We start from the raw sequence: 26,842 nt of genomic DNA, 5'->3' as shown, positions 1-26,842 counted from the left end.
CTCATGAGCTACCCGCTCATCAATGGCGCAGCCATCAACGGCGAGGAGGCCGGCGAGGCCACGGTCGGCATTGACTTGGTGACCTTTGGCCAAGCCGTCGCCGTGCCTGCGCTGTTGGCAGCCGGCGCGCAGCCGATGGAGCTGGGCACGCCGCGAATTGTGCTGCCCCTGCGTCCGCCAGGCCTGGATCTGGTCAACGCAGGGCAGGCCACGGCGCGCTACAACACGGCCCTGCAGCCGCCGGGCATTGATCTCGTCACAGCGGGGCGAGCTATGGCGGAGATGGTGCTTGAGGCGCAAGGCGCGCAGCCGCTTGAGTTGGGCGCGCTGCGCGTGCGCAATGGCTTGGATGCATCCCTGGGCATCGAAGGGCTGGACCTCGTTCGCACGGACTTCGCAGTCATTGCACTGGAGCAGGTCGCACCCGACCAGGTTGTGCAGGCCCGCAGCGGCCGCCCGCTGGAGATGGGCACGCCGGAGGCTCGGCCCGGCGCAGTGACGGTGCAAGCCGTCAGCGCGCAGCCCCTGGTGCTGGGCGCGCCGGGCGCAGGTATCCGGCTGCAGGCACAGGGTGCGCAGGCGCTGGAGCTCGGCATGCCCGCCGCGGGCATTCGCCTGCAGGCCAGCGCCGCCCGGCCTCTGGAGCTTGGCGTGCCGACGGTGGCTGTGGCGCTGCAGGTCGAGGGCATTGATCTGGTGCGCGCGGGCACAGCCAGTATCGCGGTGCCTACCGCGCAGCTGCTGGCCGCCGGCGCCTATGTCCTGGAGTTGGGCACGCCCGGCCTGCCTTCCGCAACCGTCCGCGCACGCGCCAGTTTCCCGCTGGAGTTGGGTGCGTTTGCCGTGGCCAGGGAGAACACATGCTGACCTACGAGAAATTCAGCGGCATCAACAACGTGCTGCCTGAGCACCGCCTGGGCGGCGATGCGCTGCTGAGGGCCGAGAACGTGGACATCGGGCTCACGGGCGAGGTCACACGCCGCGCTGGCATCACCCAGGTATCCGACCTCTGCCACAAGAACCTGCACCAGGGCCGCGGCTACCTGCTCGCCACGGTGGGCGCGCAGCTGACAGCGATACATCCCGACGGCACGCGCCACGTCATCCACCCATCCCTTGGGCCTGAGCGGGTCTGGTACTGCAACCTTCCCGACGGCCGCACGACTTGGACAAATGGCCTGATCCAAGGTGTGACCGATGGCTTGGTCAACCAGGAGCGCAGCGTGCCCACGCCGGCGGGCCTGGGCGCGCCAGACGCGGCCTTCGGGCAGTTGCACCCGGGCCAGTACCGCTACCACCTCAGCCATGTGCGCCTGGCTGACCGGCTCGAAGGCCCGGCCATCAGCTCTGCACCCATTGAGATCGCCGACGGTGGCCTGCGCCTGGACGGTCTGCCGGTGCGCGAGGGTTACGCCTTGAACGTCTACCTCTCCGGCCAGGACGGGGAGGGTGCCTATCTGGCCGGCGTTGCCATGGGCAGCAGCTTTGAAGCCAGCGGCCCCAATTCGGCCCTGGTGCTGCCCTGCCGCACGCTAGGCGCTCAGCCGTTCCCCGTGGGCACCATCACCGCCGCGTGGCGTGGGCGCGTGCTTGTCGCCCAGGGCAATGTGCTGTGGGCCAGCCGGCCCATGGCGCCGCACCTTGCCGACTGGCGAGACTTCCGGCCCATGCCTGCGCCGATCACCGGCATCGTGCCCGTGGACGATGGCATCTATGTGGGCACGGCCGAGGATCTGGTGTTTCTGTCGGGGACGACGTTCGACCAACTGGCCTACCTGGAGCGCCAAACTGGGCCTGTCGTGCCGGGATCAGCCGTCGCGGCGCCGGGGCGCTACCTGAAGTTGGGCGATGGTGTGGGCGCAGGCCCGGCGATGGTATGCATCGCAGGCGGCGAGATCGTGGCCGGCTTTGCGGGCGGCCAGACAGCCAGCCTCACGGCCAACCGCTTCAAGACGCCGGTGGTCGAAGTCGCTGCCACGTTCCGCGTGGTGAACGAGATCCCGCAGTACCTGGCGGTGCCTCAATGACGATCTGGGACCCTTACACCTACCGGCCCGACGGCCAGGCCATCGGCGCGGTGGCCCCGCCGGCGCTGCGCGTACACGGCTTGCCGGCCTCGGCCAACCAGCTTGGCATGGCTCAGGCGGCCTTTTACCGCTTCTGCATGATGGCGCGGGTGTCGGTCGTGCCCAATCCAGTGGAGGCCGGTCGGCTGCCCGACGGCACGGCCTATCGCATCGTGCGCATCGGCAACTCGACCACCATGGAGGTCTGGCCGGAGGATGCGGCGAATGAGCGCGAGAGCGGGATCGGCATCACCATGGTGGACTTGCTAGGCGATCTTGTGCCGGAGCTCACGCACTCCAACGGGACGAGCCCGCAGCCCTTCATCCTCACGCCGGAAGTAGTTCCTGGCACACGCATCTGTACCGGGCGCTGGCGTGTTCGCAAGGTCAACGGATACAACGGCGGCAAGGCCGTGTTCCAGACACGCCTGCCTGACCTCTACCTCACAGGAGTGGATGGGGTATCCACCTTCTTCCAGTTGCCGCCCCCTCCGAGCTTCGATGCCTTGGGCGGCACCAATATGCGCGCCTATCGCTATGGCACCTACGGGCCTGGATTCAGTGTCTACAGCGTGCGCCGCCCCGTGGCTGAGTTTCGATCCGACGCCGAGCCACTGCCATTTTTCCGCAAGCACTCCAATGGCTCCCTTTGGATCATGCAGGCCGTGGCCAAATTTGCAGGAGGACCGCAGCGCATCGAGTTGTGGGGCCAGCAGTACCGCCCGCCAGGCGGCGCAGTTGGGGAGTTGGTCGCCACGTTGCCCATTCCCGCAGGCCACACCGTCAAATGGGACTCGCTGTCCTCCAGCGCAGACGGCCAACGGTTGCGCGCTGTGTTCATCACGGTATTGGGAAATTTCCTGCTCGTTGATCTGGCAGTTGGCGATGCCAGTCTTTCAATTGTCGCCACTTCAGAGCGCGGCTCTCGCATCGAAGGATGGGAGGTTTCCACCAACACCGGCACTGAGCTGGAGCCCAACATCACGGGCACCCGCATGGGTCCTATCTCCTTTGGCAATGCCACCTATGGCTACGACGGCAAGGGGCGGGATTTCGAGGTTCTGCTGGGTGGGGGCGGGAGGCTGGAGCACTGGACATACCGGGAGTCATTTTCAGGCGAAGTGATTGGTGTAGACCCGATCCGGGGGCCGATCACGCTTGAGAATGAGGGCCTGTTCCTGACGGGCGACTACTCGGATCCGGGGGGGCTCATCCGCATCAATGGTCACGACATCACATTCCCCAGCGTGGCGGGGCAAAGCAGTAGCGAATTGCTTGTCACGCGAACCGTCGCAGATGGCGTGACCCTCACATACGCAGCCTCCGGATTCATCCGAGACTGGGCAGAGTCGTGGCAGATGCTGCAGGTGCTGTTTTTCGATCCCACTACAGAGTTGGTGATCCAGGCTCAGAAGATTCAACGCGGCGACTATTCGGCGGTGTATGAATCCGCTCAGACATCTGACGGCAATTGGTATCCACTCGCGGTGCCATCCAGGCTGGAGGGCACGGTCTACACAAATCGTGGGGAGGTGCTCGTGCAGTGCCGGGGCCAGATCGTCGCCAGCATCGATATTTCAGATGCTGATCCCCACTATTTCGCAGTGTCGGCCGCGGTAGACCCCTGGACCGGCGCTGTCTGCGCCAATCTCATGCAGTACACGGCAGAGGACCGCCAGACGGTGCTGCGCAGCTGGATCTTTGTTGCCGACGACACCGGCGCCCGGGAACTGCACACCATCATGAAGATGCCGATGGACCACACGGCGCGCGTGCGCACCGACGAAAGCCTGATTTCCGTATGAACACCCTCGTCTGCAACACCCTGAGCGGCGCAGTTTCCGAGTACACGCGCCACGATTTCCATGCGTTGACACCGACCCATGGCGGCAGCGCCACTGGCCTATATGCCTTGGCCAGCGGTGATACCGACGACGGCCTGCCCATCGTCGCCGAGCTGCGGCTGCCAGCCACGCTACGCGAATCGACCCTGAAGAAGCACCTGGAGATGGTCTATCTGTCCATGCGGGGGCGTGGCTGCGCGCAGTTCGCGGTGCTTGGGCCGAACGCGGAGCGCTGGGCCTACAGCTTCCCCCTCGTGGCCTCCGGCCAGACGCGGTGCCAGCCGGGCCGCGGCATCCGCCAGAACTACCTGGGCTTTGGCCTGAGCACTCCGGCTGGCCAGGCCTTCACGCTCGATCGCATTGAGGTTGCAACCGTGTCTTCGAAAAACCGTCGCGTAGGAGCCTGACATGGCATTGGATCTGAATGGACCCGCAGAGATCGTCCAGGACAAGTACGAGCGCAGCATGGCGATGGCTGACGCCGCCTCCAAGGAAGTTGCGTCTTTCACGGACGATCTGAGGAACAGCCTCTACAAGCCTTCGCAGATCGACGTTCGGTGGCAGACGCTGCCTGCGCCGAACTTGCCGCCCATCCCGGATATGCCAGCGCTGCCCGATGCGACGCTTGTGGAGCCCGCCGACATGCCCGGGCCGCTGTCGACGCAGATACGGGACGTGCCCATCGACGGGTTCGATGTGGTGCCGCCCACACTTAACTTCGGGCAGGCCCCTGTCTTGACCATCGGCCAGGCGCCGACACTGCCTCAGTTGCGGGACGTAGCCGTGCCTGATGCGCCGGATGTGGTGCTGCCTGGTGCGCCGGAATTCCTGCAGTTGCAGACGCACACGTTTGCAGGTGTGAATCTGCATGAGGACTGGCTTGCCAAGCTGGACGACATCCCCACGCTGTCCGTGCTGCAGCCCACGCCGTTCCAGTACCAGTCGGGAGCCAAGTACGCATCACAGCTGCTGGACAATCTGAAGGCCAGCCTCAATGCACGTCTGCAGGGCGGCACCGGCATCCTCCCTGCGGTCGAGCAGCAGATCTGGGATCGTGCGCGCGATCGCGAAACGGCGCTGGCGCTGGCGCGCGAGCAGGAGGTGTTGCGCGGCGCCGAAGCTCTGGGCTTTCCGCTGCCCAGTGGCGCGCTGGCGGGCCAACTGGCTGACGCGCGCCGCGAGTTCCACGACAAGCTGTCGGGCCTGTCGCGGGATGTGGCCATCAAGCAGGCTGAGATGGAGCAGCAGAACGTCAAGGACGCCATCACCCAGGCCCTGCAGTTGGAGACTACGCTGCTGGACGACGCCTACAAGCTGGAGATGCTGGCGTTCGAGACCGCCAAGATCACTGCCGACAATGCCCTGGCCGCCTTCAACGCGGCGGTTGAGCACTACAAGGCGCTGTTGGCAGGGTACCAAGCCTATGCCGCCGCCTATGACGCGGTGATTCGGGCCGAGCTCAACAAGGTCGAGGTCTACAAGGCCATGCTGGCGGCCGAGCAGACCAAGGCCGACATCAACAAGTCCCTGGTGGATCGCTACCGCGCCGAGATCGACGGGAGCATGGCGGTGGTCGAGATCTACAAGGCGCGCGTGGGCGCGGCCCAGACGCTGGTGGAACTGGAGAAGGCCCGCATCCAGGCCGGCGGCGAAGAGGTCAAGGCCTTCGTGGCCACGGTCAACGCACAGACGGCACTGGTTGACATCTACAAGACCCAGGTGGGAGCTGAGACTGCGAAGGTGGACGCTTATCGTGCGCTCACGCAGGCCTATGCATCCAAGGTGGGCGCCCAGGCCGAGCAGGCACGCGTCGAGGTGGCCCGGTACCAGGCCCTGATCTCGGCCAAGGGTCTCGAATGGGACGGGTGGAAAGCTCGCCTGTCCGCCGCCACGGCGCGTGCCGAAAGCGCGGCCCGGCAGTCCGCAATCCTTGTCGACGGCTACCGCATCGGCGCAACTGCCGCTGAGGCTCAGGCGGCATCGTATGCGCGTCGATGGGAGTCCGAGATCAAGCAATACGAAGCCGGGATGAACATCACGTACCAGGTTGCGAGGACCAACAATGATGCCGTCACCCATGCCAACGATGCGCGCATGGAGGCCGCGAAGGTGGGTCTCACTGCAAAGGCCCAGCAACTGGCCAGTGCCTTGTCGATGGTGACAGCTCAGGCCCAGATTGATGGCCGCGTCAACTGGAACTACAACGGTCAGATCTGATGTCGCCCCCGGCTAGGGTTCGCCTGTGGGCGCTCTGGCCGGGACACTGCGGGGCATGACCAAGCCGGCCAAGCTCAACTTCACGATCTACCAAGGCGCCACATTCCGGCGGCGCCTGCGCTGGCTCAACCCCGACTAGACACCTATCGACCTGACGGGCTGCACGGCCCGCATGCAGGTGCGCGAGGAGGTGGAGTCCACGGCCGCGCTGCTGGAGTTGACCACCGAGAACGGGCGCATTGCCCTGGGAGGTACTGCCGGCACGGTGGACCTGCTGGTCGATGCCAGCACCACGGCCGCCATCACCTGGAGCGGTGGGGTTCACGATTTGGAGATCGTCCACCCTGGCGGCGAGGTCACACGCCTGGCCGAAGGCTCCTGCTGCGTGAGCCCGGAGGTCACACGATGAACGGCCTGCTCGTCGTTTGCGAGAAGGAGATCCTCGTGGAGCAGGTCGAGGACATCGAGATTCTGACCGTAGCAGAGCAGGGGCCTCCAGGAATTCAGGGCCCACCCGGTGGCGGCGCCGGCGCGACCTACACGCATACCCAGTCCAGCCTCGCCGCCGTCTGGACCATCGCCCACAACCTGGGGCGATACCCCTCCATCACTGTCGTCGACAACCTCGGCGGCCAGCTTTACCCCGATGTCCGGTATCTCGATGCCGACATTGCCCAGATCACCCACAGCGTGCCGCTGACCGGCCGCGCTTTCTGCAACTGAGGACACGCCATGAAAATCACAAACCACCTCGACGGCTCCGGCAACCGGCTGACGAACATCGGCGATGCCGTCAACGCCCAGGACGCCATCACCAAGGCCCAGCTCGACGCCGCAGTGCAGGGCTTCAAATGGAAAGACCCGGTGCGTGCGGCCACCACGGTCAACATCACGTTGTCCGGCACCCAGACCATCGATGGTGTGTCCGTGGTCGCGGGCGACCGGGTTCTGGTGAAGAACCAGACGGCGGGATCTGCCAATGGCATCTACCTGGCCGCCGCCGGCGCATGGACGCGCGCCACCGACTTCGATGCTTCCAGCGAGGTGTTGGGCGCGGCCGTCTTCGTGTCCGAGGGCACGGCCAACGGCAACAGCCAGTGGTTCATGACGACGGATGCCCCGATCACCATCGGCACCACCGCGTTGGTGTTCGCTCAGGTCGGTGGCGGTGCCAGCTATACCGCCGGCAATGGCATTTCGATTACAGGCGGTGTCATCTCGGTAGACCCGGCAGTGGTGGCCCGCAAGATGTCGGCCACCGTCGGCGACGGCACGGCCACCACCATCAGCGTAACCCACAACCTGAACACGCAGGACATCGTGGTCAGCGTGCGCGAAGCCTCGTCCAACGCGGGAGTGCTCTGCGACTGGGTGGCCAACGGTGCGAACACCGCCCAGTTCACGTTCGCCGTCGCGCCCACCACCGGGCAGTATCGCGTGACGATCACGGGCTGACGGCATGCGGCACCTTGGCACAAAGTCGGTCGGCGCGGATATTGCCACGCAAGCGGACCTGGCCGCGAAGGCGGACCTCAATTCGCCCACGATCACGGGGCTTTGCGAGGTGCGCATCTCGATGCCTGCCAACAATATCAGCGTGTCGTCCGGGAATATGTTTTCCAAGACGATGTCCGGGGCGACCGCATTCACGGTCAGCGGCATTTCGCCGTCCGGCACTTTGGTCACGTTCATCCTCGAGCTAACGAATGGTGGCAGTGCGGCCATTACATGGTGGTCGGGCATCAAATGGGCTGGTGGCGTCGCCCCTGTGCTTACGACTTCCGGGCGTGATGTCCTGGGGTTCTACACCCATGACGGTGGCACGACATGGACCGGCCTGCTGCTGGGCAAGGATGTGAAATGAGCGTGCGGGATCTGGTCCTCGCCGCTGCAACGGGGTCGATCGTGCCAACGGCCTGGGCATTTACCTATAGCTCCATCTATCCCGGCGTCACGCCTCCAACGCAGGCGCGCATGAGCGACGGCAACAGCAACACCTATTGGGGTTCAAACTCCGGCGCCAACTGGTTGATGGCTGATTTTGGCGCGCCGAAACTTGTCTCGCGCGTCATGCTGCGCGCTGTCCCGGCCAGTGCCCCCGGCGGGTGGGGCGTCAATTATCTCAACGGCCGTGTCCTGCAATCGTCCGATAGCCCCAGCGGGCCATGGACGAATTTGCTCACCATCTCCGGCACTTCGGAGACTGTAACAACTACGCATCCGCTGACGACGCCTGTGACGGCTCAATACATCCGTATCTCTGGAACCGGCTTCACAGGGGCCAGCGAGTTCTATTTCGAGTAGCAGTCATGCCATATATCCACGACAACGGGACGTTCGGCCATTCGATTGCGGCTGTCCGTGCAGCAAACCCACAGGCATCAATTCCTGAGGGTGCCGATTTCGGCGATTACAGGTGGTATGAGCCGGCGCCTATGCCCGAGCATCACCCGACCGGCACTGTTGTCGAGTCCGCGCCCATAGATGGTCGGCAGGTCTGGCGCGTCGTGCCCGCATCCGCGCAGGCGCTGGCGATTTGGTTGCGCCAGGCTCTGGCTGCCGAGTACGACGGTCGCATCCAGGTGATCGCCGCAGGCTACCCCCTGAGCGAGCGCGAGAGTTGGCCCGTGCAGACGGAGGAGGCGAGGGCGCTGGAGGCTGACCCGGCGGCGGCCACGCCCTGGATCGATGCCGCAGCGCTGGCGCGTGGGCTGGACCGCCTGGTGCTGGCCGATCGCATCCGGGCCAAGGATGACGCATACCGCCAAGTGCACGGCCTGCTGACGGGCACGCGGCAGCGCATCGAGGATCAGATCGACGCGGCGGCCGACGACGCCCTGGCGCTGTCGCAGATCGATGTCACGGCCGGCTGGCCTGCGGCCCCCGTGTAGGGTTCGCCAGCGCGGCCCGGCCCCGGAATCATCGGGGCCATGAAGAAATACCTCGTATCCCTGCTCGCGCTGATGGGCATCCACCAGCACCTGAGCGCAGAGCAGCGGCAGGACATTGCCGGCGCAATCATGCAGGCCACGCCGGGTGCCGCCGCGACCGGGGTGTTCAAGGTCTGGGGCCTGCCGCTGAGCGACTGGCTCGTCGTGGCGTCCCTGGCCTTCATTGCGCTGCAGGCCGGATATCTGGTCTGGAAGTGGCGCCAGGACTATCAGCGTGCCCAGCAGCGACAGCGCCTCGCGCGCCTAGCTGGGCTGAAGCCGGAGCCCGAAACCGACTGGGGCGCGCCATGAGCACGGCCCGCATGCCAGCCGCAGGCCTGGGCATTGGCGCGGCCATTCTCGCGGCCTGGATTGCCGCAGAAGGCTTCAGCGCAGACCCGATCATCCCGGTTCGCGGCGATGTGCCCACCATCGGCCATGGCGCCACGCGCTACGAGGACGGCACGCGCGTGACCCTGGCTGACCCGCCCATCACCCGCGAACGGGCGCGCGAGCTGGCCATCAACCTGCTGGAGCAGCAGTATGGCGCCTGCGTGCGTGATTCGTTGGGCGACACGCTGGTGCACCCGGCCGAGTTCGCCCAGGCGGTGGACTTCGCAGGCCAGTACGGCTGCGGGGCCTGGCGCGGCTCCTCGATGCTGGCGCGCACACGAGCTGGCGACTATGCCGGGGCATGCAATGCCTACTTGGCCTACCGCTACATGGCCAGCGCCCAGCCGCTGCAGGGCTACATCGCATATCAATGGGATGCGGCCGGCCGCCCGAAGCGCTGGCGTTACGACTGCAGCACGCCGGGCAACCGCGTCTGCCGCGGCGTCTGGACCCGTCAACAGGCGCGGCACGCCGCGTGTATGGAGGCCCAATGAAATCTCTCCTGATTGCCGCAGGCTTTGCACTGGCCGGCTGCACCGTGGTCCCGGCTGGCACCGTGCACCAGGCCTGCCGCGTGATCGAAATTGCTGCCGCTGAAGCCGAGATGGCGCCGGCTTGGTATGTCAGCGCCGGGCAGGTGCTCGAGCGCTGCGGCGTGCCCGATGCCCGCGAGCGCGCCGAGGCATCCGCATGCGCGGCCCAGCGTCGCAATGGCTACGACTGCGAGGCCCGGCCATGAACCCCATCCTCTGGGCAATGTGGTGGTACTGGTGGAGGGGCGGGCGGTGATCGGGATCACACCGAAACTTCTCGCGGCCGCTGTCCTCGCGCTGCTGGTGAGCCTGCTTGGCAACGTGCTGCTGACCAGGGCCTACCTGGGCCAGCGTGACGCCGCCGCAGCCGCGCGCGCCAGTGTGGGCGAGATGACCCAGCAGCGGGACGGCGCCCGCGACCTGGCCGCCGCCTGCAGCGATGCAGTCGATGACCTGCGCGAGCTGGCTGACCGGCGCAAGAGAGAAGGCGAGGCCGCGCGAGCCAGCGCAGCAGCCCGAGCCCGGACACATGAGCAGCGCGCCGACGAGATCCTGGCCAAGCCGCAAGCTGTGCCCGGCGATGCCTGTGCGAGCGCCCAGCACCGGGTGGACAACTGGCTGCAGGGGAGGGCGAAGCCGTGAAATTGACAAATTGCTCAATTCGTCAATTCGCGGTGCTGGCTTCCCTGCTGGCCCTGGCCGGCTGCCAAACCCCGCCGACACGCGTCGAGTTGCAGCGCGTGAATGTGCCCGTGCCGGTGGCATGCGACGAGCCGGTGCCAGAGCGCCCGGCCATGCCCACCGAGCAGCTGCGCCCTGGCGCCACAGTAGACAAGTTCACCCAGGCCGCCCTGGCCGAGATCGACCGCCGCGAGGGCTACGAGGTGCGGCTCTTGGCCGCGCTGATGGCGTGCACGCGACCGGTCAGGCAGTGACGCCTCTTTTAGTCAACGAACCACTGCATTGAAATATTGCTTACGGCTCTATTGACCACTGCCCCGTTGCTGTGATTGATGTTGGTTTCAACAAACTGCCCAGTCGTATTAACTGCATAGCTAGTGGAGCTTGGAGGCAAACCGACCACTCCGAAGTTGGAGCCTACTCGCACATCCATACCTAGATTGGTATTGCTTAGGCAAACAACTGCTTGAGACGCATCGGCCTTGACGCCGTGCTGAGTGCAGTACAGAGTCCACGTCTGCACATTCGGCGATATGAGTTGAACCTTCAAGCTGGAGCCATTATTAAGGGCGGTTCGCAGCGTCTGCAGCGACCCTGCCGTAGGGGCGCCGCTAGCGTCATGTGAGTAAACCAAATTCCATGCGTGAGAAGTCCCTGTAATAAGAGTTATTGCGGCGGCAGAAACGATATGTTTGAATTGCACTTTTTTACTCCTTGTGAAAGAAGTCTCATCTTATTTTAGGAGCCAGTTGTTGATTGCTTAAATAGGATGGATTAATGCATGCAATTTGACTTCTTTTACTGAAATTCCTTGTATTGTTGTGTTATTAGAAGTAGCATATAGCGGGATGTCAATTCAGATTCACATCACTGGCCTTGTTCCTTCGGCGTCGGCGCTACTCGGCTTGCCTCATCGCCGCGGCGCGCGCTGCTTCTGCCGCCTCTCGGGCCTCTTTCTCGGCCTGGATGACGCGTTGCTGCGGCGTCATTGATGCGCCGTCGTAGCCGCCTGTAGCGCGCTCACCGATCTGTATGTGGGAAATCCGAGACGCTCCGTAGAACAGGGCTGCAGCGATGATCAGTAGCACGATGAATCTCATGCAGCCATTGTGCCTCCGCCCGTCATTCTTTGACGGTCTTGGACGTACACGTAACTTTCGAGAAGCACTACATACCCTTCAGTTGCTGCTTACGCGCCAAGCTCCAAGGTTGGCCGACCATCGCCGGACCGCAACTGTAAATCGGAGTATGCAAATGGCTAAACCACGATATGACGATTCTCAGCTCAAAGATCTGTTGCTGCAGATGATGGAAACGGAACTGGGAGGTGAGCAGGTGTATAGAACTGCTCTTACCTGTGCCCTGAACGATGACCTTAAAAAGGAATGGGAAGAGTATCTCGAAGAGACGCTCAGCCACCAGAACGTGGTGCGCACTACCTGTGAACTGTTGGGGGTCAACCCGGACGAAGCTTCGCCTTCCCGTGACGTTGTGAAGCACATAGGCTCATCGCTGGTGAAGGCGATGGAGTTGGCTCTCAGGGGGGGTAATGCAGCCGCAGCGCAACTCGTGGCGTGCGAGTGCGTGGTCCACGCTGAGACCAAGGACCACGCCAACTGGGAGCTCCTGGGCAAGGTCGCCGAGGTGGCTACAGGCGAAACGGGCAAGGCCCTCAAGGAGGCTCACGCTCGAGTGGAAAAGGATGAAGATCATCACCTGTATCACACCAAGGGTTGGTGCCGCGAGTTGTGGATCCAGAGCTTGGGGATGCCAGCAGTCCTGCCTCCCCCTGAAGAGGTCAAGCAGGTTGAAACTGCCATCGGCGCATCTCGAGCGGAGCAGCAACGCGAATCCATGCTGTGATGTCCAGGACGAGGTGGTTAGAACCCACGTCAGTGCCTCACAGCGCGGAGGTGCTGTTGCTGGTGGATGTCATCAACCCGCTTCAATTTCCCAATGCCGGGCCTTTGCTGCAGGAAGCGGTACGGGCTGCCCGGCGCATTGTGCGGCTCAAGGCCAGGCTTCGTGAAAAGGGCGTGGCTACGATCTACGCCAACGACAACTACGGTACTTGGCACAGCGAGTTCAGCGACATTCTTGCCGCCTGCCAGGGTTTGGCTGGCGAGCGCGGTGAAATCGCTCGGCTGCTTGCGCCCGATGCGGAGGATCTGGTGATTCTCAAGCCCCAGCATTCGGCCTTTCATTCCACGCCGCTGCTGCATCTGCTGGGCAGAATGCATGCGCGCAGGCTGGTCATCGTGGGGTTTGCTGCGGATATGTGCGTCATGCTCACGGCTACGGATGCACGCATGTCGGGCTACGAGGTCTGGGTGCCCAGCGATTGCACGGCGGCCGAGACGCCTGCGCGGCGGCAGCAGGCATTGCGGCAGTTGAGGCAGGCCTTCAAGTGTTCAGTGCGATCCTCGGCGCGTAGCCCATGGGCGGCGCGCAAATGAAGGGGCGTGAGCATGTGGAATTTGGACATCCATCCGTTTGAGTTGGCAGTTCGCGCGTTGGCCGTCTATGCCCTGCTGCTGTTGATGATGCGTATAACGGGGCGGCGGACCGTGGGCCAGTTCACGCCATTCGATCTGCTGGTGGTGATGTTGGTGAGCGAGGCGGCAGGGCCCTCAATGACAGGGTCTGATCAGTCCCTGCCTGGGGGGCTGCTGGTGTGCGTGATCCTCATTGCGTTGAATACGGCCGTGGGTTTCGTGACGGCACGCTGGCGCGGTGCGGAAAAGCTGCTGGAGGGCGAGGCGGTGCTGCTGGGGCGGGATGGAAAGATCTTCGACGGTGCGCGCAAAAGCCACCGGGTATCGCGCAACGATATCGAGAAGGCGCTGCGCGAGGCAGACTGCGAGGAATCAGAAATCCGCTGCATGTTCCTGGAGGCCGACGGATCCATTAGCGTGCAGAAAAAGCAGTAGTCGAACCTGTCAATTCTCTGGGCAGCGCTCCATGGCCCAGTCCAGTGCCGCCTCGGCATCGGCGTGCGGCCCGTCGAAGGCAAGAATGCCGCGCTCATCGTCCCAGAACGACCCAGACCAGCGTCGCGCCGCTGGGAAGGGGCGCCGGCCGTAGTCCACCACGACCGCATACCAGCCCGGCGCCGTGGGCGCGCCGCCCCAGATGAGCGAGTCCATTTGGCTCAGCCAGCGGGCTGCTCCAGTTGCACCGCTCCCTTGCCGACCCAATGCCAGAAGCGGTGGCGCCCGTGGCCATACATCTGCAGCTCGAATGTGATGCGCACGCGCCCGGCAAGCAGGGTGTTGATCTCGCTGGTGATGTACTGAGGTTGGTCCCGCGTAGGGTGCGGCAGCGCCCGCTGAGCTGCAGACATCTCTTCGCCTCGCACTTTTGCGATTACGCCGCGTTCGATCTGGTTTTGGTTATGCATGGCGAGCTTCAGAAAGGGGCAGGCGACCGGTCAACGGAGACCGGGCCACAGCCGCTGTACACGCGGTCGTCACCCGGACCCCAGACGACGAACCAGTCGCTGTGGATTTGCTCGATGCGATAGTCCTCAGGCACCCCTGGCAGCACCTGCTGTGTTGGCCAGTTCAGCCATTTCGGGTAGGTGAGCAGCGTCGGAAATTCTTCGTACTTGAGCATGACGAACTCCATCAGTAGTCGAACTCGCAGGACCACTCCTGCGCGTGCCATGCGTGGTCACAGTGCTCCAGCCCGCTGAACTTCATTTTGCCCGCGCATGCGTAGATCAGCCGGGGCTCGAAAAGCTGGTTGTTTCGGGCGTCGCCAAGGATTCGCAGCACGGGAATGGTCCTGCGTTCCCCCGGCACTTCGTAGTGCTTGAGGTCCAGTTCGCCCTTGACCGTTTGCTGCGGGCCACGATGGTAGCTACGCGCGCCGGCTTCCCTGAGGATGGTGACTTTGACTTTCATGACTGTATAAATATACAGTAATACTATGCGTAAGTCAGCGTGCACTTCTACAAAGTGTTTCCCTCGTGCATCGATCGCTTCGCTTCGACGTAGGCTGCGTGAGCCTCTTCCGGGGTGTCGTACAGGCCGAGGTGATGCGTCTTGCCATGCACATGGAGAAAAGACCGCCACCTGTTTTGGTGAGGGGAGACACCGAGCAGTCCAGACTTGTTGCCCGCCTTGGCTGAGCGAAGGTTTTGAGTGTTGCGAAAGCGATCCGCCAAACGAAGGTTGGCGATCCTGTTGTCATCCCGGGCTCCATTGATGTGGTCGACTTGATCGGGCGGCCAAGCCCCATGAACGTAGAGCCATGCCAAGCGATGGGCGTAGTACAGCTTGAAGTTGATGCGGATTGCGATGTAGCCGCTTCGCATCTTTGCCCCCACCTGTGTCCCGGCCTGGTAGCGCCCCATGCGAACAAGGCGCTCAAATTGGCCAGTATCTGGGTCGTACTTCAGCAAAGATCGCAATTGGCTGTCAGTGAGAGCTTCGCTTGTCATGGTCAGATGTCAGAGAAGTAGAGAGTGAGGATGGGAAGGGCAGTAGTTTGGGTCATCACAAACGGAGGCCGCTATCTGTAATCGCTACAACACCCCACGAGAGACCGAGATCGAGCGCATGTGGCGCGTGGGATCGCAGAACCCACCACGCTGGTGGAAGCCGCACGTCACGCCGCTGGCCCTGGGGCCGTACATCAAGCCCGGCGGCGTGCTGGAAGTTGGGCAGTGGGGCATGATTCCGCGCAGCTCGAAGACGCGGCGGCCCATGACGGTCGACGGCAAGCCGATGAGCACGAACAACGCGCGCCGTGAGACGTTGGCCAAGTCCTGGACGTTTGCGCCGGCATGGCGCGCGGGCCAGCGCTGCCTGATCCCCGTCGAGTCCTGGGTGGAGCCGTACTGGGGCCTTGGAAGCCGCAACGTGTGGTGGTCGTTCAGGCGCGCGGATGGCACGGCGGCGGCCCTGGCCGGCCTGTATTCGGAGTGGGTGGAACCGGCGACTGGCGAGGTCGTGCCGAACTACACGATGATCACGCAGCCTGCTGACGGGCACCCAGTGCTCTCGCTGATGCACCGGCCGGGAAAAGAAAAGCGCGGGGTCGTGATGCTGGAGCCTGGCGACTGGGATGCCTGGCTGCACGGCACGGCCGCCCAGGCCGACGCGCTGATCAAGCTGCCGCCGCTTGGCGTACTTCAGAGCGGAGCGGAAAAGCCGGAGGAGGAGGCGCTTCTGCCGGCTGAGCAACTGCTCGCTCTAAAGGCTGAGGAATAAGCAGAAGCAGAACCCGCTTCCCGCCGAATACGGTGTAGGTTCTGGTGTAGCTTTTGGAGAATATCCTGACAATCAGAGGGAGAAGGCTTCTTCAAGAATGATGATGTTCATTGCCTGTGAATCTCTCATAAGCCTTTGATTTATCTCCGGGTTGCCGCGCAAGAGGTTGTCGGCAAATGTTCTGATCCGCTTTTGCGCTTTGCCCTGGGCATCATCAACGCCTACCTGAACCGGCCTGCCTGACTATTGTGTGACGCTTGCGCAGCCAGGGCCCCGAGGCCCGACGGTCACATTGTCGTTCAAGCAGCCCCGGGCTTGAGGCTGAAGGCTTCGGCCCGCGCCAGATCGCGCAGCCGTGGTTACACAAGCCGCGCAGATGCCGGCAAGCCCTGGCAGGTGAAACCGGTCACTGGCACGCTCTGTCGCCCGCGCAGCTGTATCAGCGAATTACACCCTGCAACGCCTTGCGGACCCCTGGTCGGACGGGACTTGGGGGTTGCCACCTGCCGGCGAAGCCGGTGAAGGCCGAGAGTGTGATGGACCGCGCTCAGTCGCACTCAATCATGGTTCCACCCAGTATTCGGCAGCTCCGCCCTTGACTGTCACTGATGAATTGGCCGTTGCGGTTGTAGATTCCGCCATTGCTGTCGTAGCAAAGTGCACCATTGCAACTGGATAGAGGAACAGGCTGGGCCGCCCGCGGTGTGAAAACCGGCTTCGGTGGTTCCTGCATCAGCGGCGTATTGGAGCCGCATGCAGCATTGACGCTGGTGATTGCTGCATTGGTGCGTATCCGTTTTTCATCCAGGGAAAGGGTGCGAATGCTGGATACGAATTCCAGCTCCTTGCGCGCCTCCTTGCACTGGGAGGATGCGCCGAGCTGCTCCGGTGCAGGAGCATTCGCCTTGCGGGCCTGCTGTTCGATGACGCGCTGCTGGCTCTCGATCTGGCGCTGCTGCATTTCGTTCATCTGGCGCGGCTGCTTTCGCTCATTGGCCTCTGCGGCCTCGGCCCGTTCGCGGTAGATTTCATCGTCCGATTTTTTGCGCTGTATCAGTGCGCCGGATTGGTCGCTGCTGCAGGGGCTGTCTGAAAAAATCAGTTTTCCAGAAACATCCTTGCATTGATAGACCTGGGCGGCGGCAGGTAAAGCCAGAAATGTCGCAACGATTGTCAGAGTCAATAGGCGCATATGCATCTCGGTGAATGAATGGGAGTGATGGTATCCCGGTACGGTGAATCGGTTGAGATTAAGTTATTCCAATAGGCCGCTGCAAGGGATGCAGGGTCGGTATTGCCGCCAGGGGATGGCTGCCTGTGCTCGCTTGCCCGGAGTAAACTCGACCACCGCAGCACTGGCTGCACGATGGGAATGGAGCTTCCCGAAACCGCCCTGCAAGGGGCTGATGGCTCCTGCCTTGGTGGGGCGTGTCCTGCCGGTGGCAGGGCCGTGTCTTGATCCTGCCCGGCGCGCCCGTCCCGGTTGTTTGATGAAAGGACGGTCATGGGTATCTACGGTTTCATTTTGGTGTTCGTGGGCGGCGGCCTCGGCTCCGCGCTCCGGCATGGTTCGAACCTGCTTGCACTGCGGCTGGTGGGCAGTGCCTATCCGCTGGGCACCTTGGCGATCAATGTGCTGGGCGCTTTCGTGATGGGGGTGGTGGTGGAGTGGTTTGCGCTCAAGACTTCGCTGCCGCAGAGTGCGAGGCTGTTCATCACCACGGGCATTCTGGGCGGCTTCACCACGTTTTCGACCTACGCACTGGAGATCGGCATGCTGTACGAGCGCGGCGACTGGCTCGCTTCCGTGCTGTATGCGCTGGGTTCGCTGGTGTTGGGCGTTGCCGCGCTGTTTGCGGGGCTGGGGCTGGTTCGGATGGTGGCCCATTGAGGCGCCCTGATTGCGCTATGCTGTGCGCCATGGCCCGCCTGAACGCATCGCAGATTATTCGCACCATCCATTGGATGGTGGGTTAGCCAGCGGCCTTCAGCGCCATGGAACCCGCCCAGAAGAGGCGGGTTTTTCCATTCCGCCTCCAGGGTTTTTACAAGCCTTTCAGGAGATGGATATGCAGGTTTTCGAACCGTCCCGCCATGCGGACGACGCCCAGGCCGATTCCCGCGCTGCGCGGCCGGCCACGCTGCACATGGTCTGCGGCAAGATCGGCTCGGGCAAGTCGACGCTGGCACGGCAACTGGCGGCGCAGCCCGGCACGGTGCTGGTCAGCGAGGATTCCTGGCTGGCCGGTTTGTATCCCGGCGAGATGCAGTCGGTGGCCGACTACGTGCGCTGCAGCGCGCGACTCAAGGGATTGATGGGGGCGCATGTGCAGGCGCTGCTGGATGCCGGCGTTTCAGTGGTGCTGGACTTTCCTGCCAACACGCTGGAAGGCAGAGGTTGGGCGCGCAGCGTGTTCGAGAGGGTGGGTGCCTCCCACCGCCTGCATTTCCTGGATGTGCCCGATGAGGTCTGCAAGCAGCGCCTGCGTGCGCGCAATGCGGCGGGGGATCATCCCTTTCAGGCCAGCGATGAGCAGTTCGACCTGATCACCAGCTACTTTGTCGCGCCTTGCGCACAGGAGGGCTTCGACGTGGTACATCACCCGTATGTGCGGGCCTGACCGCAAAGGCCGTGCGGCCGCCGGCTCGCCCACTGGAACGCCTCCTCGATCGCCTACTCAATCCCCGCCAGACCGTGCCTGCACTTGCACCCAATAGCGTGTACGGGTGCTCAACTGCAAGGGGAAGCGGCTGACGAGCGCGGCCAGGGCGCGATCGGTGTCGTCCACGGGAAAGGCGCCCGAGACACGCAGGCCTGCCACCTCGGGCGTGCAGCCCAGGTAGCCGGGCCGGTAGCGGGCGAGGGCGTCGATCAGCTGGCCCAGCGGCATGTCCAGCGCGATCAGTCCGCCTTCGTGCCAGCTGGCGGCAAAGGGATCGGCAGACGCGGGTGGCTGGGTGGCGCTGGTCGAGAAGGCGGCGTGTTGCCCGGCCTGCAGCTCGGTGGGGGTGGCTTCGCTGTCCAGGGGCTGCAGGCGCACGGTCTTTTCCTGCACGTTGACATGGCACAGGCCGTCGTCCGCGACATGGACCGTGAAGCGCGTTCCCAGGGCCAGTACATGGCCTTGCGGGGTTTGCACACTGAAGGGGCGGCCCAGTGCGTCTGGCCCGGTGGCGACGAGGATGCGGCCGCGGTAAAGGCGCAGCAGGCGCTGGCGGTCGTCGAAAGCCACGTCCACGGAGGTGGCTGTATCCAGGGCCACCAGGGAGCCGTCGGGCAGCGTCAGGTCGCGGCGCTCGCCAGTGGCGGTGCGATGAGCTGCCTGCCAGTGCTCGAGCGGCGCGCCTTTCCAGGCGAGCCAGGCCGTGGCACCGCTGCCCAGGCCAAGGGCCACAGCACGCACCGCAGAACGGCGATTGGGGTCGGAGCGGCGGCCCAGCGCCTGGCGCGCCAAGGGTGCGGGCAGATGCGACAGCTGTGCGGTGACGGATTGCACGCGCAGCCAGGCGCGCTGGTGGGCGGGGTCGGCCTCGTGCCAGTCCGTCCATGCCTGCTGCAGGCTTGGCGTCACCGCGGTGCCGCGCAGTTTCACGTGCCAGGCAGCGGCCTCATGCAAGGCCCGTCGGTCGTTGCTTTCCAAAGATCCCTCGCCCATGTGGCTATGCCAGGACCAGGCAGCAATGCTCCATCGCCCGGGTCAGGTAGTTGCTGACGGTGCGCAGCGACACGCCCAGGCGCTCGGCGATCTCGGGGTAGCTCAGTTCCTCGAAATGGGACAGGACGAAGGCTTCGCGCACCTTGGGTGCAAGGCCCTGGAGCATGCGGTCCACGTCGAGCAGGGTCTGCTGGACGATGGCCTGCTCCTCGGGCGAAGGCGCCAGCGACTGCGGCAGCTGTGCAAGATAGTCCAGATAGGACTGCTCCAGCGTGCGGCGGCGAAACAGGTCGGTGACCAGGCCGCGGGCGATGGTGGCCAGGTAGCGCCTGGGCTCGCGGATGTCCTGCTGCGGCACTGGCGAGCGCAGCAGGCGCACGAAGGTGTCCTGGGCCAGGTCGGCCGCATCGTCACGGTTGCCCAGGCGCTTGCGCAGCAGGCTTTCCAGCCAGGGATGGTGATTCTGGTAGAGGCTGTGCACGGAGAGGGCTTGTGCGAAAGAAGCGGGGAGACCGGGCGTAGAAGCCGAGATGGGCAACGTGGCGGTCTCGGTTGCAAAAGATAACAAGAATGCTTATCAATTATCTTTCACGCAGGCTTTACTCCTGAGGACTGGGTATCTTTCTGTTGCATGTGCGCTACAGGGAGATGCTGGCGGAACTTCCACGCCGGCCCTGCGCCGGGCGATTGCGCTGGTAGGCGCTGGGCGGAGCGCCAAAGCTGCGCCGGAAGACGGCGGTGAAGGCGCTGGGACTGTCGTATCCATGGGAGAGCGCCACTTCCAGGACCGAGGCGCCAGCGGCCAGCCGGGGCAGGCTGAGCAGAAGACGGGCCTGGCGGCACCATGCGCCGAAGTTCATGCCGGTCTCGCGCAGGAACAGGCGTGCCAGCGTGCGGGGATGCATGTGCAGCCGCTGTGCCCAACTGGCCAGGCCGGCGTCCTGCGATGGGTCGTCCACAAAGCTGCGGCAGCAGGCGGCCAGGGCGCCATGCCGGGGCATGGGCACGTGCAAGGACAGGGCGCGGGCGCGCTCCATTTCGTCGAGGATCAACTGCATGACACGCTCCTCCCTGCCGCCCAGCGGGTAGTCCATGGGCAGCTCGATGGCCTCCAGCACGAGTTCGCGCAGCAGGGGCGTGACCTGCATCACTCGGCAGTCTTGCCACAGGCCGGGCCGCAGCCCCGGCTCCACGAACACGGTGCGCATGGCCACGGGGCCGGCGGCCATGTGGATGGCGTGCAGGGCCTGTGGTGGAACCCAGACGGCGCATCCCGGGGGGACGACCCAACTGCCCGAATCCGCGCGGATCAGCATCACTCCTTCGGTGGCATGCAGCAGCTGGCCGCGGCGGTGGGCATGCGGTGCGATGGCAGCGCCGGCCGCCATGTCTGTGGCAAAGGCCACGACCGGGCGGGCCGTGTGCTCGCCGTGCGGGGGCAATGGAGCGGCCGCAGGCACGTCATCCAGGCAGGCGCTGGTGCGGGCATGGGAAAGTGGGCCACTTTGCCGGGTTGTCATTTTCTCGACGATTGTTGTTGCTTCGTAGCAGGAATGCAGATCATGCACTTTCTACGATGACCCACTTTCAATCCGCAGGAAAGTGGCAGGTATGGAGATGATTTCCCTTTCGAGAATGACGGACGTGACAGGAGGCAGGGCATGAACCGCGCACGTCTGGGGCTGCTTACGGGCACGCATGCCATCAACGACCTCTACCAGGGACTGGTTCCTGCGCTGTTGCCCTTCATGGTGCTGGAGCGCGGCTACAGCTATACGGAAGCCAGCGGCCTGATGCTGGCGGCCACGGGCCTGTCGAGCATGGTCCAGCCGCTGTTCGGCCTGTATGCCGACCGGTCGCCACGGCCCTGGATGGTGCCGGCCGGCTTTGTGGTGGCCGCCCTGGGCCTGGCCCTGGTGGGCATGAGCCCGGACTACTGGGTCAGCTGGTTGGCTGCCGTGCTGTGCGGCCTGGGGATCGCGGCCTACCATCCGTCCGCAACGGTGGCGGCCCGCATGGCGGGCGGCGGCTCGCAGAAGGCGATGAGCGTGTTTTCGGTGGGCGGAACGGCGGGGGCATCGTTCGCTCCCATGCTGGCTGCGGCCGTGGTGGGCGCAGGCGCCTTGCACCGCAGCTGGATGCTGGCCCTGCCTGCAGCGGCCATGCTGGTGCTCTGGTATGCCTGTACCTGGCGGGATGGAGCCAAGGACCATTGCGCCACCCGGCGCCCGGCCGTGGCTCAGGGCGAATTGCCCGCCAACCACTGGCGCGCCTTCTTCCTGCTGTGCGGGGTCATCGTCTGCTGGTCGATTCCCTATGTGACGGTGCTGTCCACCCTGCCCATGTTCGTGACGCGCGAGCTGGGCGGCTCGGACTTCATGGGAGCGGCCACGCTGACCTCATTCACAGCCGCTGCGGCGGTGGGCACTTTGCTGGGGGGCACGCTTGCAGATCGCCGGGGGCGCATGCAGGCCATCCGCGCCGGCTACCTGCTGGCATTGCCTGCTCTGGCGGCCCTGGCCCTGGCCTCCACGCCATGGATGGCGCTGGCCTGCACCATGGCCCTGGGCGTGTGCATGTTTCTTCCATTTGCCGCCCAGGTCACGCTGGCCCAGGACTATCTGCCGCGCAACCAGGCCACGGCCAGCGGGCTGACCCTGGGGCTGGCCATGTCGATAGGCGGCATGGTGGCGCCGTTGTTCGGCATGCTGTCCGATGCGCGCGGACTGCGTTTTTCGTTGAGCGTCGTGCTGTGCATTCTGTGCGTTGCCGCGGCGCAGGCGTGGTGCATGCGCAATCGGCGCAGCGAGGGGAGTGCTGCACCGGCGGCTGTCAGGGCCTGATGCGCAGCCCCTGCCGCTGGGCAAGGCAAGAGACAGGCCCGGGCTCTCGCAGACCGGGTGGACGGGTTGGTCTCAGGGCGACCTCAGGCCGGTGTCTGCGTGCCGTGCGCTTCCATGCGTTCCAGGGCGGCACAGACATCGGCCATGCGGCCCGAGATGAACAGGCATTCGGGCTGCTCCTGCGGCGAGCGCTGGATGATGCGCAGACCCGAAGGCAGGGCCTGATCTGCCGGAAGGGAGGGCAGTTCGGGTTGCAGGGGCAGCAGCAGCTGCGCATCCCTGTGTTCTGGCAGCCGTGCTGACTTGCTGCGCCGCTGCTGGCTGCGGCGGCGGGCCTTGCTGAAGGACAGGATGGTCGCCTGCTCGGATTGCACAGGCGATTCGGGCTGGATGGTGCGCATGGCGGGCTCCATGGCGGCGGCGGGCAGGCGAATGCCCTGTGCCAGGCGCAGGAAGGACAGAGAAGACAGTGTTGGCAGAGCGAATCCCATGTGACGACTCCTGTTGGCGTATTTCAAAGAGGCATGGACACAGGCAGGATTGCGGTTTGCGGGCAAAGCTCCGCCCAGGGCGAAGCTGCAAGGCTTCGCGCCTACCACCTGGGCGGTGCATGAAATAGGGGGTGGCAACCCGTGCAGGGCTGCCCGTCCGGCTTACATGGACATGCTGTTGCGGATCAGCCCCACGGCCAGGCCTTCAATGGCAAAGGCCTCTTCGGGAGCGACGCGGATCACCGGGTAATCGGGGTTTTCCGGCAGGAGCTCCACGCCCTGCGTGGTGCGGCGCAGGCGCTTGACGGTGACTTCATCTCCCAGGCGTGCCACGACGATCTGCCCGTTGCGGGCTTCATGCGCGGACTGCACGGCCAGCAGATCGCCGTCCATGATGCCCGCGTCGCGCATGGACATGCCGCGCACGCGCAGCAGATAGTCCGGGCGGACCTGGAACAGGCTGGGTTCGACGGAATAGGTCTGGTCGATATGTTCCTGGGCGAGAATGGGCGAGCCCGCCGCAACGCGGCCCACCAGCGGCAGCATCAGCGGCGCCAGGGCCGACAGCGGCAGCCCGAAGCTGGTGCCGCGTGCGGCATTGATGTTGCGCACGGTGTCGGTACGCAGGCGAATGCCGCGGGAGGTGCCGCTGACCAGTTCGATCACGCCTTTGCGGGCCAGGGCCTGCAGATGTTCCTCTGCTGCGTTGGCGGACTTGAAGCCCAGCGTGTTGGCGATTTCCGCGCGGGTGGGGGGCGCGCCCGTGCGGGAGATGGCGGCCTGGATCAGGTCCAGGATCTGTTGCTGGCGGGCGGTGAGCTTGGGATGGTCGAGCATGGCGTGCGTCCGGTCCTTGAATTCAGATGACAGGCAGAGAAGTCATCTGATGATTTATACAGTATCTGTATTTTTAACCAGTTTTCCAAGAGGTGCAAGTGGGGCAGTCAAAGTTGGTGATTCTTGGCACGGGCGGCACCATCGCCGGCCGGGCGGATTCGCAGTCGCAGGCAGTGGGATACAAGGCCGGACAGATCACGGTGCAGTCGCTGCTCGATGCCGTGCCGGATCTGGAGCAGCAGGCGCTGGGGCCTGTGCAGACGCAGCAGATCGCGCAGGTGGACAGCAAGGATATGGACTGGCCCGTGTGGCGCGCGTTGCTGCGTGCCTGCACGCAGGCGCTGGAGGATGCGGACACACGCGCCGTGGTGATCACGCATGGAACGGACACGCTGGAAGAGACGGCCTGGCTGCTGCACAGCCTGCTGCCTGCCACCAAGCCCATAGTGCTCACTTGCGCCATGCGCCCGGCCACGGCCCTGCTGGCCGACGGACCGCAGAATCTGCGCGATGCCGTGACCGTGGCCGCCAGCGGCGGGCGCAGCGGTGTGTGGGTGGTGGCCGGCGGCGAAGTGCATGCGGCGGCCCAGGTGCAAAAAGTCCACCCTTACCGACTGCAGGCCATGCGCTCCATGGAAGGTGGCCCGCAGGCCCTGGTGGAGGAAGGGCGCGTGCGCTGGCTGGTGCCTGATGCGCCGGTCACGCCGGTTGCCCCCGTTGCGCGGATGGTGATTTTCGCTCCCGCTCTGTCTGACCTGCTGGCGCTGGATGAGCTGCCCTGGGTCGAGGTGGTGTTCAGCGGTGCCCTGGCGCGAGCCTGCGGCGTGGATGCGCTGGTGGCCGCAGGCGTGCGCGGCATCGTGGTGGCCGGCACGGGCAATGCGACCGTTCACGAAAGCATGGAAGCGGCCTTGCTGCGTGCGCGCGACAAAGGCGTCTGGATCTGGCGGGGCACGCGCTGCGCCGAAGGCCTGCCCGTTGCCTCGGGGCTTGGCACGGACCCCGTAGAGGCCGATCTGGTCCAATTGCCCGTGGCCAAGGCGCGGATTGCCATGATGCTGGCGCTGGCCGCGCAGCCGCGCGACTGATCCTCCGGGCGTCGCCGGCGCTTCAGATGCAGGCCGGCAACAAAAAAGCACCCGGCGGGTGCTTTTCTGGGGTCTGGCGCATGGCCTGCGTCATTCAGCCAGTGCTGCCAGGGCGCGCTGGGTGATGTCTTCCACCGAGCCCAGGCCGCTGATGGCGCGGTACTTGGGGGCTGCTGCGGCTTCCTTCTCGGCCCAGGCGCGGTAGTAGTCCACCAGCGGGCGGGTCTGGCTGCTGTAGACGTCCAGGCGCTTCTTGACCGTTTCTTCCTTGTCGTCCTCGCGCTGCACCAGCGGCTCGCCGGTCACGTCGTCCAGGCCTTCGACCTTGGGCGGGTTGAACGTGACGTGGTAGGTGCGGCCCGAAGCGGGGTGGGAGCGGCGGCCGCTCATGCGCTCGATGATGGCATCGAAGGGCACATCGATCTCGAGCACGTAGTCCAGCTTCACGCCGGCGGCCTTCATGGCGTCGGCCTGGGGAATGGTGCGGGGAAATCCGTCGAACAGGAAGCCGTTGGCGCAATCGGGCTGGGCAATGCGCTCCTTGACCAGATTGATGATCAGGTCGTCGCTGACCAGTTGGCCGGCGTCCATCACGGCCTTGGCCTGCTGGCCCAGGGGCGTGCCGGCCTTGACGGCGGCACGCAGCATGTCACCGGTGGAGATCTGGGGAATGCCGTACTTCTGGCAGATGAAAGCGGCTTGCGTGCCTTTGCCGGCGCCGGGTGCGCCCAACAAAATCAGTTTCATGGAAGTCCTTGAGGAGAGTAGAAATTCTTGTCTGCCGGATCGGCCCACCGGGGCGGACAGTCCATGCGTCATATTTTTGTCGCGGGCAAGGATAGCACGCACAGGGCCAACACTGGCTTACACGCACGGGGCAAAACTGTCGCCTGTGCAATCGCCAAAACCTGCGTTTTGCTGTCCGACAAAACCGCATGGGCGGCGTTGCTGCAAATGGCGATGCCCGGCATCGCCATTTGTGCGTTTTCAGCGGCCGGCCGATTCAGGCCGGCGGGTTGGACAGCTGGGCGCGCACCCGCTCCAGATCCTCGCGCGTGTCCACGCCAGGGCCGGGTGCATGGGGTGTGACATGGACGGCGATGCGGTGGCCGTGCCACAGCGCACGCAACTGCTCCAAGGCCTCCAGTGCCTCGGTGGGTGCCTGGGAAAGCTGGGGGAAGCTGCGCAAGAAGCCGGCGCGATAGCTGTAGATGCCGATGTGGCGCAGCGGTGCGAAGCCGGGGTGGCCCAACGCTGCCGATGCCGTCTTCCACCATGCCTGGTCCGCATGCTCGCGCGCGAAGGGAATGGGCGCACGGCTGAAATAGTGGGCCATGCCCTGGGCATCGCAGACGACCTTGACCACGTTCGGGTTGACGAAGTCGGCAAGGCTGTCAATGGCATGCGCCGCCGTTCCCATGCTGGCCGAAGGTTGCCGGGGCAGCAGGGCGGCCACGGCGTCGATGAGTTCGGGGGCGATCAGCGGCTCGTCGCCCTGGACATTGACCACGATGTCATCGCCATCGAGACCCAGCAGCGCGCAGGCCTCGGCCAGTCGGTCGCTGCCGCTGGCATGGTCGTTGCGCGTGAGCACGGCCGCCACGCCATGCGCGGCGCAGGCGGCGAGGATGCTTTCGTCATCGGCTGCGACCACGCACCGGGCGGCGCCGCTGCGGCTGGCGCGCTGTGCCACGCGCACGACCATGGGAAGCCCTGCAATGTCGGCCAGGGGCTTGCCCGGCAGGCGGCTGGAAGACAGGCGGGCGGGAATCAGAACCGTGAAGGGCGCGGAGGACATGGTGCGTGCAGGAGTGAGGCGAAGGCGTGGGGCGGCGCAGGTGATGGGAAAAATCAGTCCTCGATCTCGTCGTCGTCCAGCGTGCGGGCCTCGGTTTCCAGCAGCACGGGAATGCCGTCGCGCACCGGGTAGGCCAGGCGCGCGCTGCGCGAGACCAGTTCCTGGTGCTCGCGGTCAAAGCGCAGCGGGCCTTTGGTGACGGGGCAGACCAGCAGTTCGAGAAGTTTGGCGTCCATGGCGGATCCTGTG

The 26,842-nt window shown here is 64.7% G+C and carries 39 protein-coding genes and 1 riboswitch; of the genes, 24 read left to right on the top strand and 15 right to left on the bottom strand.

Annotated features, from left to right (window positions below; all coding sequences use genetic code 11):
- The first annotated feature begins 3 nt into the window (after nucleotides 1-3).
- The 16 genes from AAN986_RS14795 to AAN986_RS14720 all read left to right on the top strand — a co-directional run bounded on the left by AAN986_RS14795 (nucleotide 4) and on the right by AAN986_RS14720 (nucleotide 10,918).
- Entirely contained in the window at nucleotides 4-867 is an 864-nt protein-coding gene (locus AAN986_RS14795; protein WP_349335303.1) for a hypothetical protein, read from the top strand.
- Entirely contained in the window at nucleotides 861-2,027 is a 1,167-nt protein-coding gene (locus tag AAN986_RS14790; RefSeq protein WP_349335302.1) for a hypothetical protein, read from the top strand. The genes AAN986_RS14795 and AAN986_RS14790 overlap by 7 nt, the downstream gene beginning before the upstream one ends.
- Nucleotides 2,024-3,871, top strand: a complete 1,848-nt coding sequence (locus AAN986_RS14785; protein ID WP_349335301.1) for a hypothetical protein — start codon at nucleotides 2,024-2,026, stop codon at nucleotides 3,869-3,871. Before AAN986_RS14790 ends, AAN986_RS14785 begins: the two co-directional genes overlap by 4 nt.
- The gene (locus tag AAN986_RS14780; protein WP_047468315.1) at nucleotides 3,868-4,317 is read left to right on the top strand and encodes a hypothetical protein; all 450 of its coding nucleotides are present in this window, start codon (nucleotides 3,868-3,870) and stop codon (nucleotides 4,315-4,317) included. Before AAN986_RS14785 ends, AAN986_RS14780 begins: the two co-directional genes overlap by 4 nt.
- 1 nt (nucleotide 4,318) lies before the next feature.
- Nucleotides 4,319-6,127: a hypothetical protein gene (locus AAN986_RS14775; RefSeq protein ID WP_349335300.1), complete on the top strand. Its 1,809-nt coding sequence runs from the start codon at nucleotides 4,319-4,321 to the stop codon at nucleotides 6,125-6,127.
- 172 nt (nucleotides 6,128-6,299) lie between these two features.
- A complete protein-coding gene (locus tag AAN986_RS14770) occupies nucleotides 6,300-6,536 on the top strand; it encodes a hypothetical protein (RefSeq protein WP_349335299.1) in 237 nt (78 codons plus the stop codon).
- Nucleotides 6,533-6,850: a hypothetical protein gene (locus AAN986_RS14765; protein WP_349335298.1), complete on the top strand. Its 318-nt coding sequence runs from the start codon at nucleotides 6,533-6,535 to the stop codon at nucleotides 6,848-6,850. The genes AAN986_RS14770 and AAN986_RS14765 overlap by 4 nt, the downstream gene beginning before the upstream one ends.
- 9 nt (nucleotides 6,851-6,859) lie before the next feature.
- Nucleotides 6,860-7,582, top strand: coding sequence for a head decoration protein (locus AAN986_RS14760; protein WP_349335297.1), 723 nt, complete (start codon nucleotides 6,860-6,862; stop codon nucleotides 7,580-7,582).
- A gap of 4 nt (nucleotides 7,583-7,586) precedes the next feature.
- Nucleotides 7,587-7,991, top strand: coding sequence for a hypothetical protein (locus tag AAN986_RS14755; RefSeq protein ID WP_349335296.1), 405 nt, complete (start codon nucleotides 7,587-7,589; stop codon nucleotides 7,989-7,991).
- Nucleotides 7,988-8,431 (top strand): discoidin domain-containing protein, encoded by a 444-nt coding sequence (locus tag AAN986_RS14750; RefSeq protein WP_349335295.1) that lies wholly within the window; start codon nucleotides 7,988-7,990, stop codon nucleotides 8,429-8,431. Before AAN986_RS14755 ends, AAN986_RS14750 begins: the two co-directional genes overlap by 4 nt.
- A gap of 131 nt (nucleotides 8,432-8,562) precedes the next feature.
- Entirely contained in the window at nucleotides 8,563-9,018 is a 456-nt protein-coding gene (locus tag AAN986_RS14745) for a hypothetical protein (protein WP_349335294.1), read from the top strand.
- Between the two features lie 39 nt (nucleotides 9,019-9,057).
- Nucleotides 9,058-9,369 carry a hypothetical protein gene (locus tag AAN986_RS14740; protein WP_013802597.1) on the top strand — a complete coding sequence of 104 codons (312 nt, stop codon included), beginning with the start codon at nucleotides 9,058-9,060 and terminating at the stop codon, nucleotides 9,367-9,369.
- Complete coding sequence (locus tag AAN986_RS14735; RefSeq protein WP_349335293.1) at nucleotides 9,366-9,944, top strand: lysozyme; 579 nt, start codon at nucleotides 9,366-9,368, stop codon at nucleotides 9,942-9,944. Before AAN986_RS14740 ends, AAN986_RS14735 begins: the two co-directional genes overlap by 4 nt.
- On the top strand, nucleotides 9,941-10,189 hold the full coding sequence (locus tag AAN986_RS14730) for a hypothetical protein (protein ID WP_126313318.1): 249 nt from the start codon (nucleotides 9,941-9,943) through the stop codon (nucleotides 10,187-10,189). The genes AAN986_RS14735 and AAN986_RS14730 overlap by 4 nt, the downstream gene beginning before the upstream one ends.
- 97 nt (nucleotides 10,190-10,286) lie before the next feature.
- Nucleotides 10,287-10,625, top strand: a complete 339-nt coding sequence (locus tag AAN986_RS14725) for a hypothetical protein (RefSeq protein WP_349335292.1) — start codon at nucleotides 10,287-10,289, stop codon at nucleotides 10,623-10,625.
- Nucleotides 10,622-10,918 (top strand): hypothetical protein, encoded by a 297-nt coding sequence (locus AAN986_RS14720; RefSeq protein WP_349335291.1) that lies wholly within the window; start codon nucleotides 10,622-10,624, stop codon nucleotides 10,916-10,918. The genes AAN986_RS14725 and AAN986_RS14720 overlap by 4 nt, the downstream gene beginning before the upstream one ends.
- Nucleotides 10,919-11,560: 642 nt before the next feature.
- Here AAN986_RS14720 and AAN986_RS14715 read toward each other — a convergent pair.
- Nucleotides 11,561-11,764: a hypothetical protein gene (locus tag AAN986_RS14715; RefSeq protein ID WP_017406852.1), complete on the bottom strand. Its 204-nt coding sequence runs from the start codon at nucleotides 11,762-11,764 to the stop codon at nucleotides 11,561-11,563.
- A gap of 154 nt (nucleotides 11,765-11,918) precedes the next feature.
- Here AAN986_RS14715 and AAN986_RS14710 point away from each other — a divergent pair, with 154 nt between their 5' ends.
- The 3 genes from AAN986_RS14710 to AAN986_RS14700 are packed head-to-tail and all read left to right on the top strand — an operon-like array spanning nucleotide 11,919 to nucleotide 13,594.
- Entirely contained in the window at nucleotides 11,919-12,527 is a 609-nt protein-coding gene (locus AAN986_RS14710) for a hypothetical protein (protein ID WP_046985151.1), read from the top strand.
- Nucleotides 12,528-12,577: 50 nt separating this feature from the next.
- Nucleotides 12,578-13,120, top strand: coding sequence for an isochorismatase family cysteine hydrolase (locus tag AAN986_RS14705; protein ID WP_349335290.1), 543 nt, complete (start codon nucleotides 12,578-12,580; stop codon nucleotides 13,118-13,120).
- 12 nt (nucleotides 13,121-13,132) lie between these two features.
- Nucleotides 13,133-13,594, top strand: a complete 462-nt coding sequence (locus AAN986_RS14700) for a YetF domain-containing protein (RefSeq protein WP_349335289.1) — start codon at nucleotides 13,133-13,135, stop codon at nucleotides 13,592-13,594.
- Between the two features lie 9 nt (nucleotides 13,595-13,603).
- Here AAN986_RS14700 and AAN986_RS14695 read toward each other — a convergent pair whose 3' ends face one another.
- Genes AAN986_RS14695 through AAN986_RS14675 form a run of 5 tightly spaced genes read right to left on the bottom strand, consistent with a single transcriptional unit; the run spans nucleotide 13,604 to nucleotide 15,108 of the window.
- On the bottom strand, nucleotides 13,604-13,810 hold the full coding sequence (locus tag AAN986_RS14695; RefSeq protein WP_349335288.1) for a hypothetical protein: 207 nt from the start codon (nucleotides 13,808-13,810) through the stop codon (nucleotides 13,604-13,606).
- Nucleotides 13,811-13,815: 5 nt separating this feature from the next.
- Nucleotides 13,816-14,064, bottom strand: a complete 249-nt coding sequence (locus AAN986_RS14690; RefSeq protein ID WP_349335287.1) for a hypothetical protein — start codon at nucleotides 14,062-14,064, stop codon at nucleotides 13,816-13,818.
- 8 nt (nucleotides 14,065-14,072) lie between these two features.
- Nucleotides 14,073-14,279, bottom strand: a complete 207-nt coding sequence (locus AAN986_RS14685) for a hypothetical protein (protein WP_349335286.1) — start codon at nucleotides 14,277-14,279, stop codon at nucleotides 14,073-14,075.
- 11 nt (nucleotides 14,280-14,290) lie between these two features.
- Nucleotides 14,291-14,569 (bottom strand): hypothetical protein, encoded by a 279-nt coding sequence (locus tag AAN986_RS14680; RefSeq protein WP_047473943.1) that lies wholly within the window; start codon nucleotides 14,567-14,569, stop codon nucleotides 14,291-14,293.
- A 47-nt stretch (nucleotides 14,570-14,616) separates the two neighbouring features.
- Nucleotides 14,617-15,108, bottom strand: a complete 492-nt coding sequence (locus tag AAN986_RS14675; protein ID WP_349335285.1) for an HNH endonuclease signature motif containing protein — start codon at nucleotides 15,106-15,108, stop codon at nucleotides 14,617-14,619.
- Nucleotides 15,109-15,181: 73 nt separating this feature from the next.
- On the opposite strand from AAN986_RS14675, the gene AAN986_RS14670 reads away from it, so the two are divergent.
- Complete coding sequence (locus AAN986_RS14670) at nucleotides 15,182-15,880, top strand: SOS response-associated peptidase family protein (RefSeq protein ID WP_349335729.1); 699 nt, start codon at nucleotides 15,182-15,184, stop codon at nucleotides 15,878-15,880.
- Nucleotides 15,881-16,427: 547 nt separating this feature from the next.
- On the opposite strand, the gene AAN986_RS14665 is transcribed toward AAN986_RS14670, so the two are convergent.
- A complete protein-coding gene (locus tag AAN986_RS14665) occupies nucleotides 16,428-17,072 on the bottom strand; it encodes a DUF4124 domain-containing protein (RefSeq protein ID WP_047218181.1) in 645 nt (214 codons plus the stop codon).
- Between the two features lie 167 nt (nucleotides 17,073-17,239).
- A riboswitch (Fluoride riboswitch) is annotated at nucleotides 17,240-17,303 on the top strand.
- 81 nt (nucleotides 17,304-17,384) lie between these two features.
- Between AAN986_RS14665 and crcB the strand changes: the two genes are divergently transcribed.
- Nucleotides 17,385-17,771, top strand: coding sequence for a fluoride efflux transporter CrcB (crcB, locus tag AAN986_RS14660; protein ID WP_016445889.1), 387 nt, complete (start codon nucleotides 17,385-17,387; stop codon nucleotides 17,769-17,771).
- A gap of 178 nt (nucleotides 17,772-17,949) precedes the next feature.
- The gene (locus tag AAN986_RS14655; RefSeq protein ID WP_046239633.1) at nucleotides 17,950-18,501 is read left to right on the top strand and encodes an ATP-binding protein; all 552 of its coding nucleotides are present in this window, start codon (nucleotides 17,950-17,952) and stop codon (nucleotides 18,499-18,501) included.
- 57 nt (nucleotides 18,502-18,558) lie between these two features.
- On the opposite strand, the gene AAN986_RS14650 is transcribed toward AAN986_RS14655, so the two are convergent.
- The 3 genes from AAN986_RS14650 to AAN986_RS14640 form a co-directional block, all read right to left on the bottom strand.
- Entirely contained in the window at nucleotides 18,559-19,536 is a 978-nt protein-coding gene (locus AAN986_RS14650) for a FecR domain-containing protein (protein WP_047218143.1), read from the bottom strand.
- A 4-nt stretch (nucleotides 19,537-19,540) separates the two neighbouring features.
- Nucleotides 19,541-20,017: a sigma-70 family RNA polymerase sigma factor gene (locus tag AAN986_RS14645; protein WP_017405010.1), complete on the bottom strand. Its 477-nt coding sequence runs from the start codon at nucleotides 20,015-20,017 to the stop codon at nucleotides 19,541-19,543.
- A gap of 157 nt (nucleotides 20,018-20,174) precedes the next feature.
- On the bottom strand, nucleotides 20,175-21,056 hold the full coding sequence (locus AAN986_RS14640; protein ID WP_047218142.1) for a helix-turn-helix transcriptional regulator: 882 nt from the start codon (nucleotides 21,054-21,056) through the stop codon (nucleotides 20,175-20,177).
- A gap of 141 nt (nucleotides 21,057-21,197) precedes the next feature.
- Here AAN986_RS14640 and AAN986_RS14635 point away from each other — a divergent pair, with 141 nt between their 5' ends.
- Nucleotides 21,198-22,379, top strand: coding sequence for an MFS transporter (locus tag AAN986_RS14635; RefSeq protein ID WP_017405012.1), 1,182 nt, complete (start codon nucleotides 21,198-21,200; stop codon nucleotides 22,377-22,379).
- Between the two features lie 83 nt (nucleotides 22,380-22,462).
- Here AAN986_RS14635 and AAN986_RS14630 read toward each other — a convergent pair whose 3' ends face one another.
- Complete coding sequence (locus AAN986_RS14630) at nucleotides 22,463-22,870, bottom strand: hypothetical protein (RefSeq protein ID WP_047218141.1); 408 nt, start codon at nucleotides 22,868-22,870, stop codon at nucleotides 22,463-22,465.
- Between the two features lie 162 nt (nucleotides 22,871-23,032).
- Nucleotides 23,033-23,707, bottom strand: coding sequence for a transcriptional repressor LexA (gene lexA / locus AAN986_RS14625; protein WP_016445896.1), 675 nt, complete (start codon nucleotides 23,705-23,707; stop codon nucleotides 23,033-23,035).
- A 116-nt stretch (nucleotides 23,708-23,823) separates the two neighbouring features.
- Here lexA and AAN986_RS14620 point away from each other — a divergent pair, with 116 nt between their 5' ends.
- Nucleotides 23,824-24,795 (top strand): asparaginase, encoded by a 972-nt coding sequence (locus AAN986_RS14620; RefSeq protein ID WP_241150359.1) that lies wholly within the window; start codon nucleotides 23,824-23,826, stop codon nucleotides 24,793-24,795.
- Nucleotides 24,796-24,885: 90 nt separating this feature from the next.
- Here the strand turns inward: AAN986_RS14620 and adk are convergent, their stop codons facing one another.
- From adk to AAN986_RS14605, 3 genes are all read right to left on the bottom strand, one after another.
- Complete coding sequence (gene adk, locus AAN986_RS14615; RefSeq protein ID WP_016445898.1) at nucleotides 24,886-25,542, bottom strand: adenylate kinase; 657 nt, start codon at nucleotides 25,540-25,542, stop codon at nucleotides 24,886-24,888.
- 256 nt (nucleotides 25,543-25,798) lie between these two features.
- Nucleotides 25,799-26,593, bottom strand: coding sequence for a 3-deoxy-manno-octulosonate cytidylyltransferase (gene kdsB, locus AAN986_RS14610; RefSeq protein ID WP_047218139.1), 795 nt, complete (start codon nucleotides 26,591-26,593; stop codon nucleotides 25,799-25,801).
- Nucleotides 26,594-26,646: 53 nt separating this feature from the next.
- The gene (locus tag AAN986_RS14605; protein WP_016445900.1) at nucleotides 26,647-26,829 is read right to left on the bottom strand and encodes a Trm112 family protein; all 183 of its coding nucleotides are present in this window, start codon (nucleotides 26,827-26,829) and stop codon (nucleotides 26,647-26,649) included.
- Nucleotides 26,830-26,842 lie beyond the last annotated feature (13 nt).

Source organism: Delftia sp. DS1230, assembly GCF_040112715.1.
GTDB lineage: Bacteria > Pseudomonadota > Gammaproteobacteria > Burkholderiales > Burkholderiaceae_C > Comamonas > Comamonas tsuruhatensis.
This window is presented reverse-complemented; position numbering and strand designations above follow the sequence as displayed.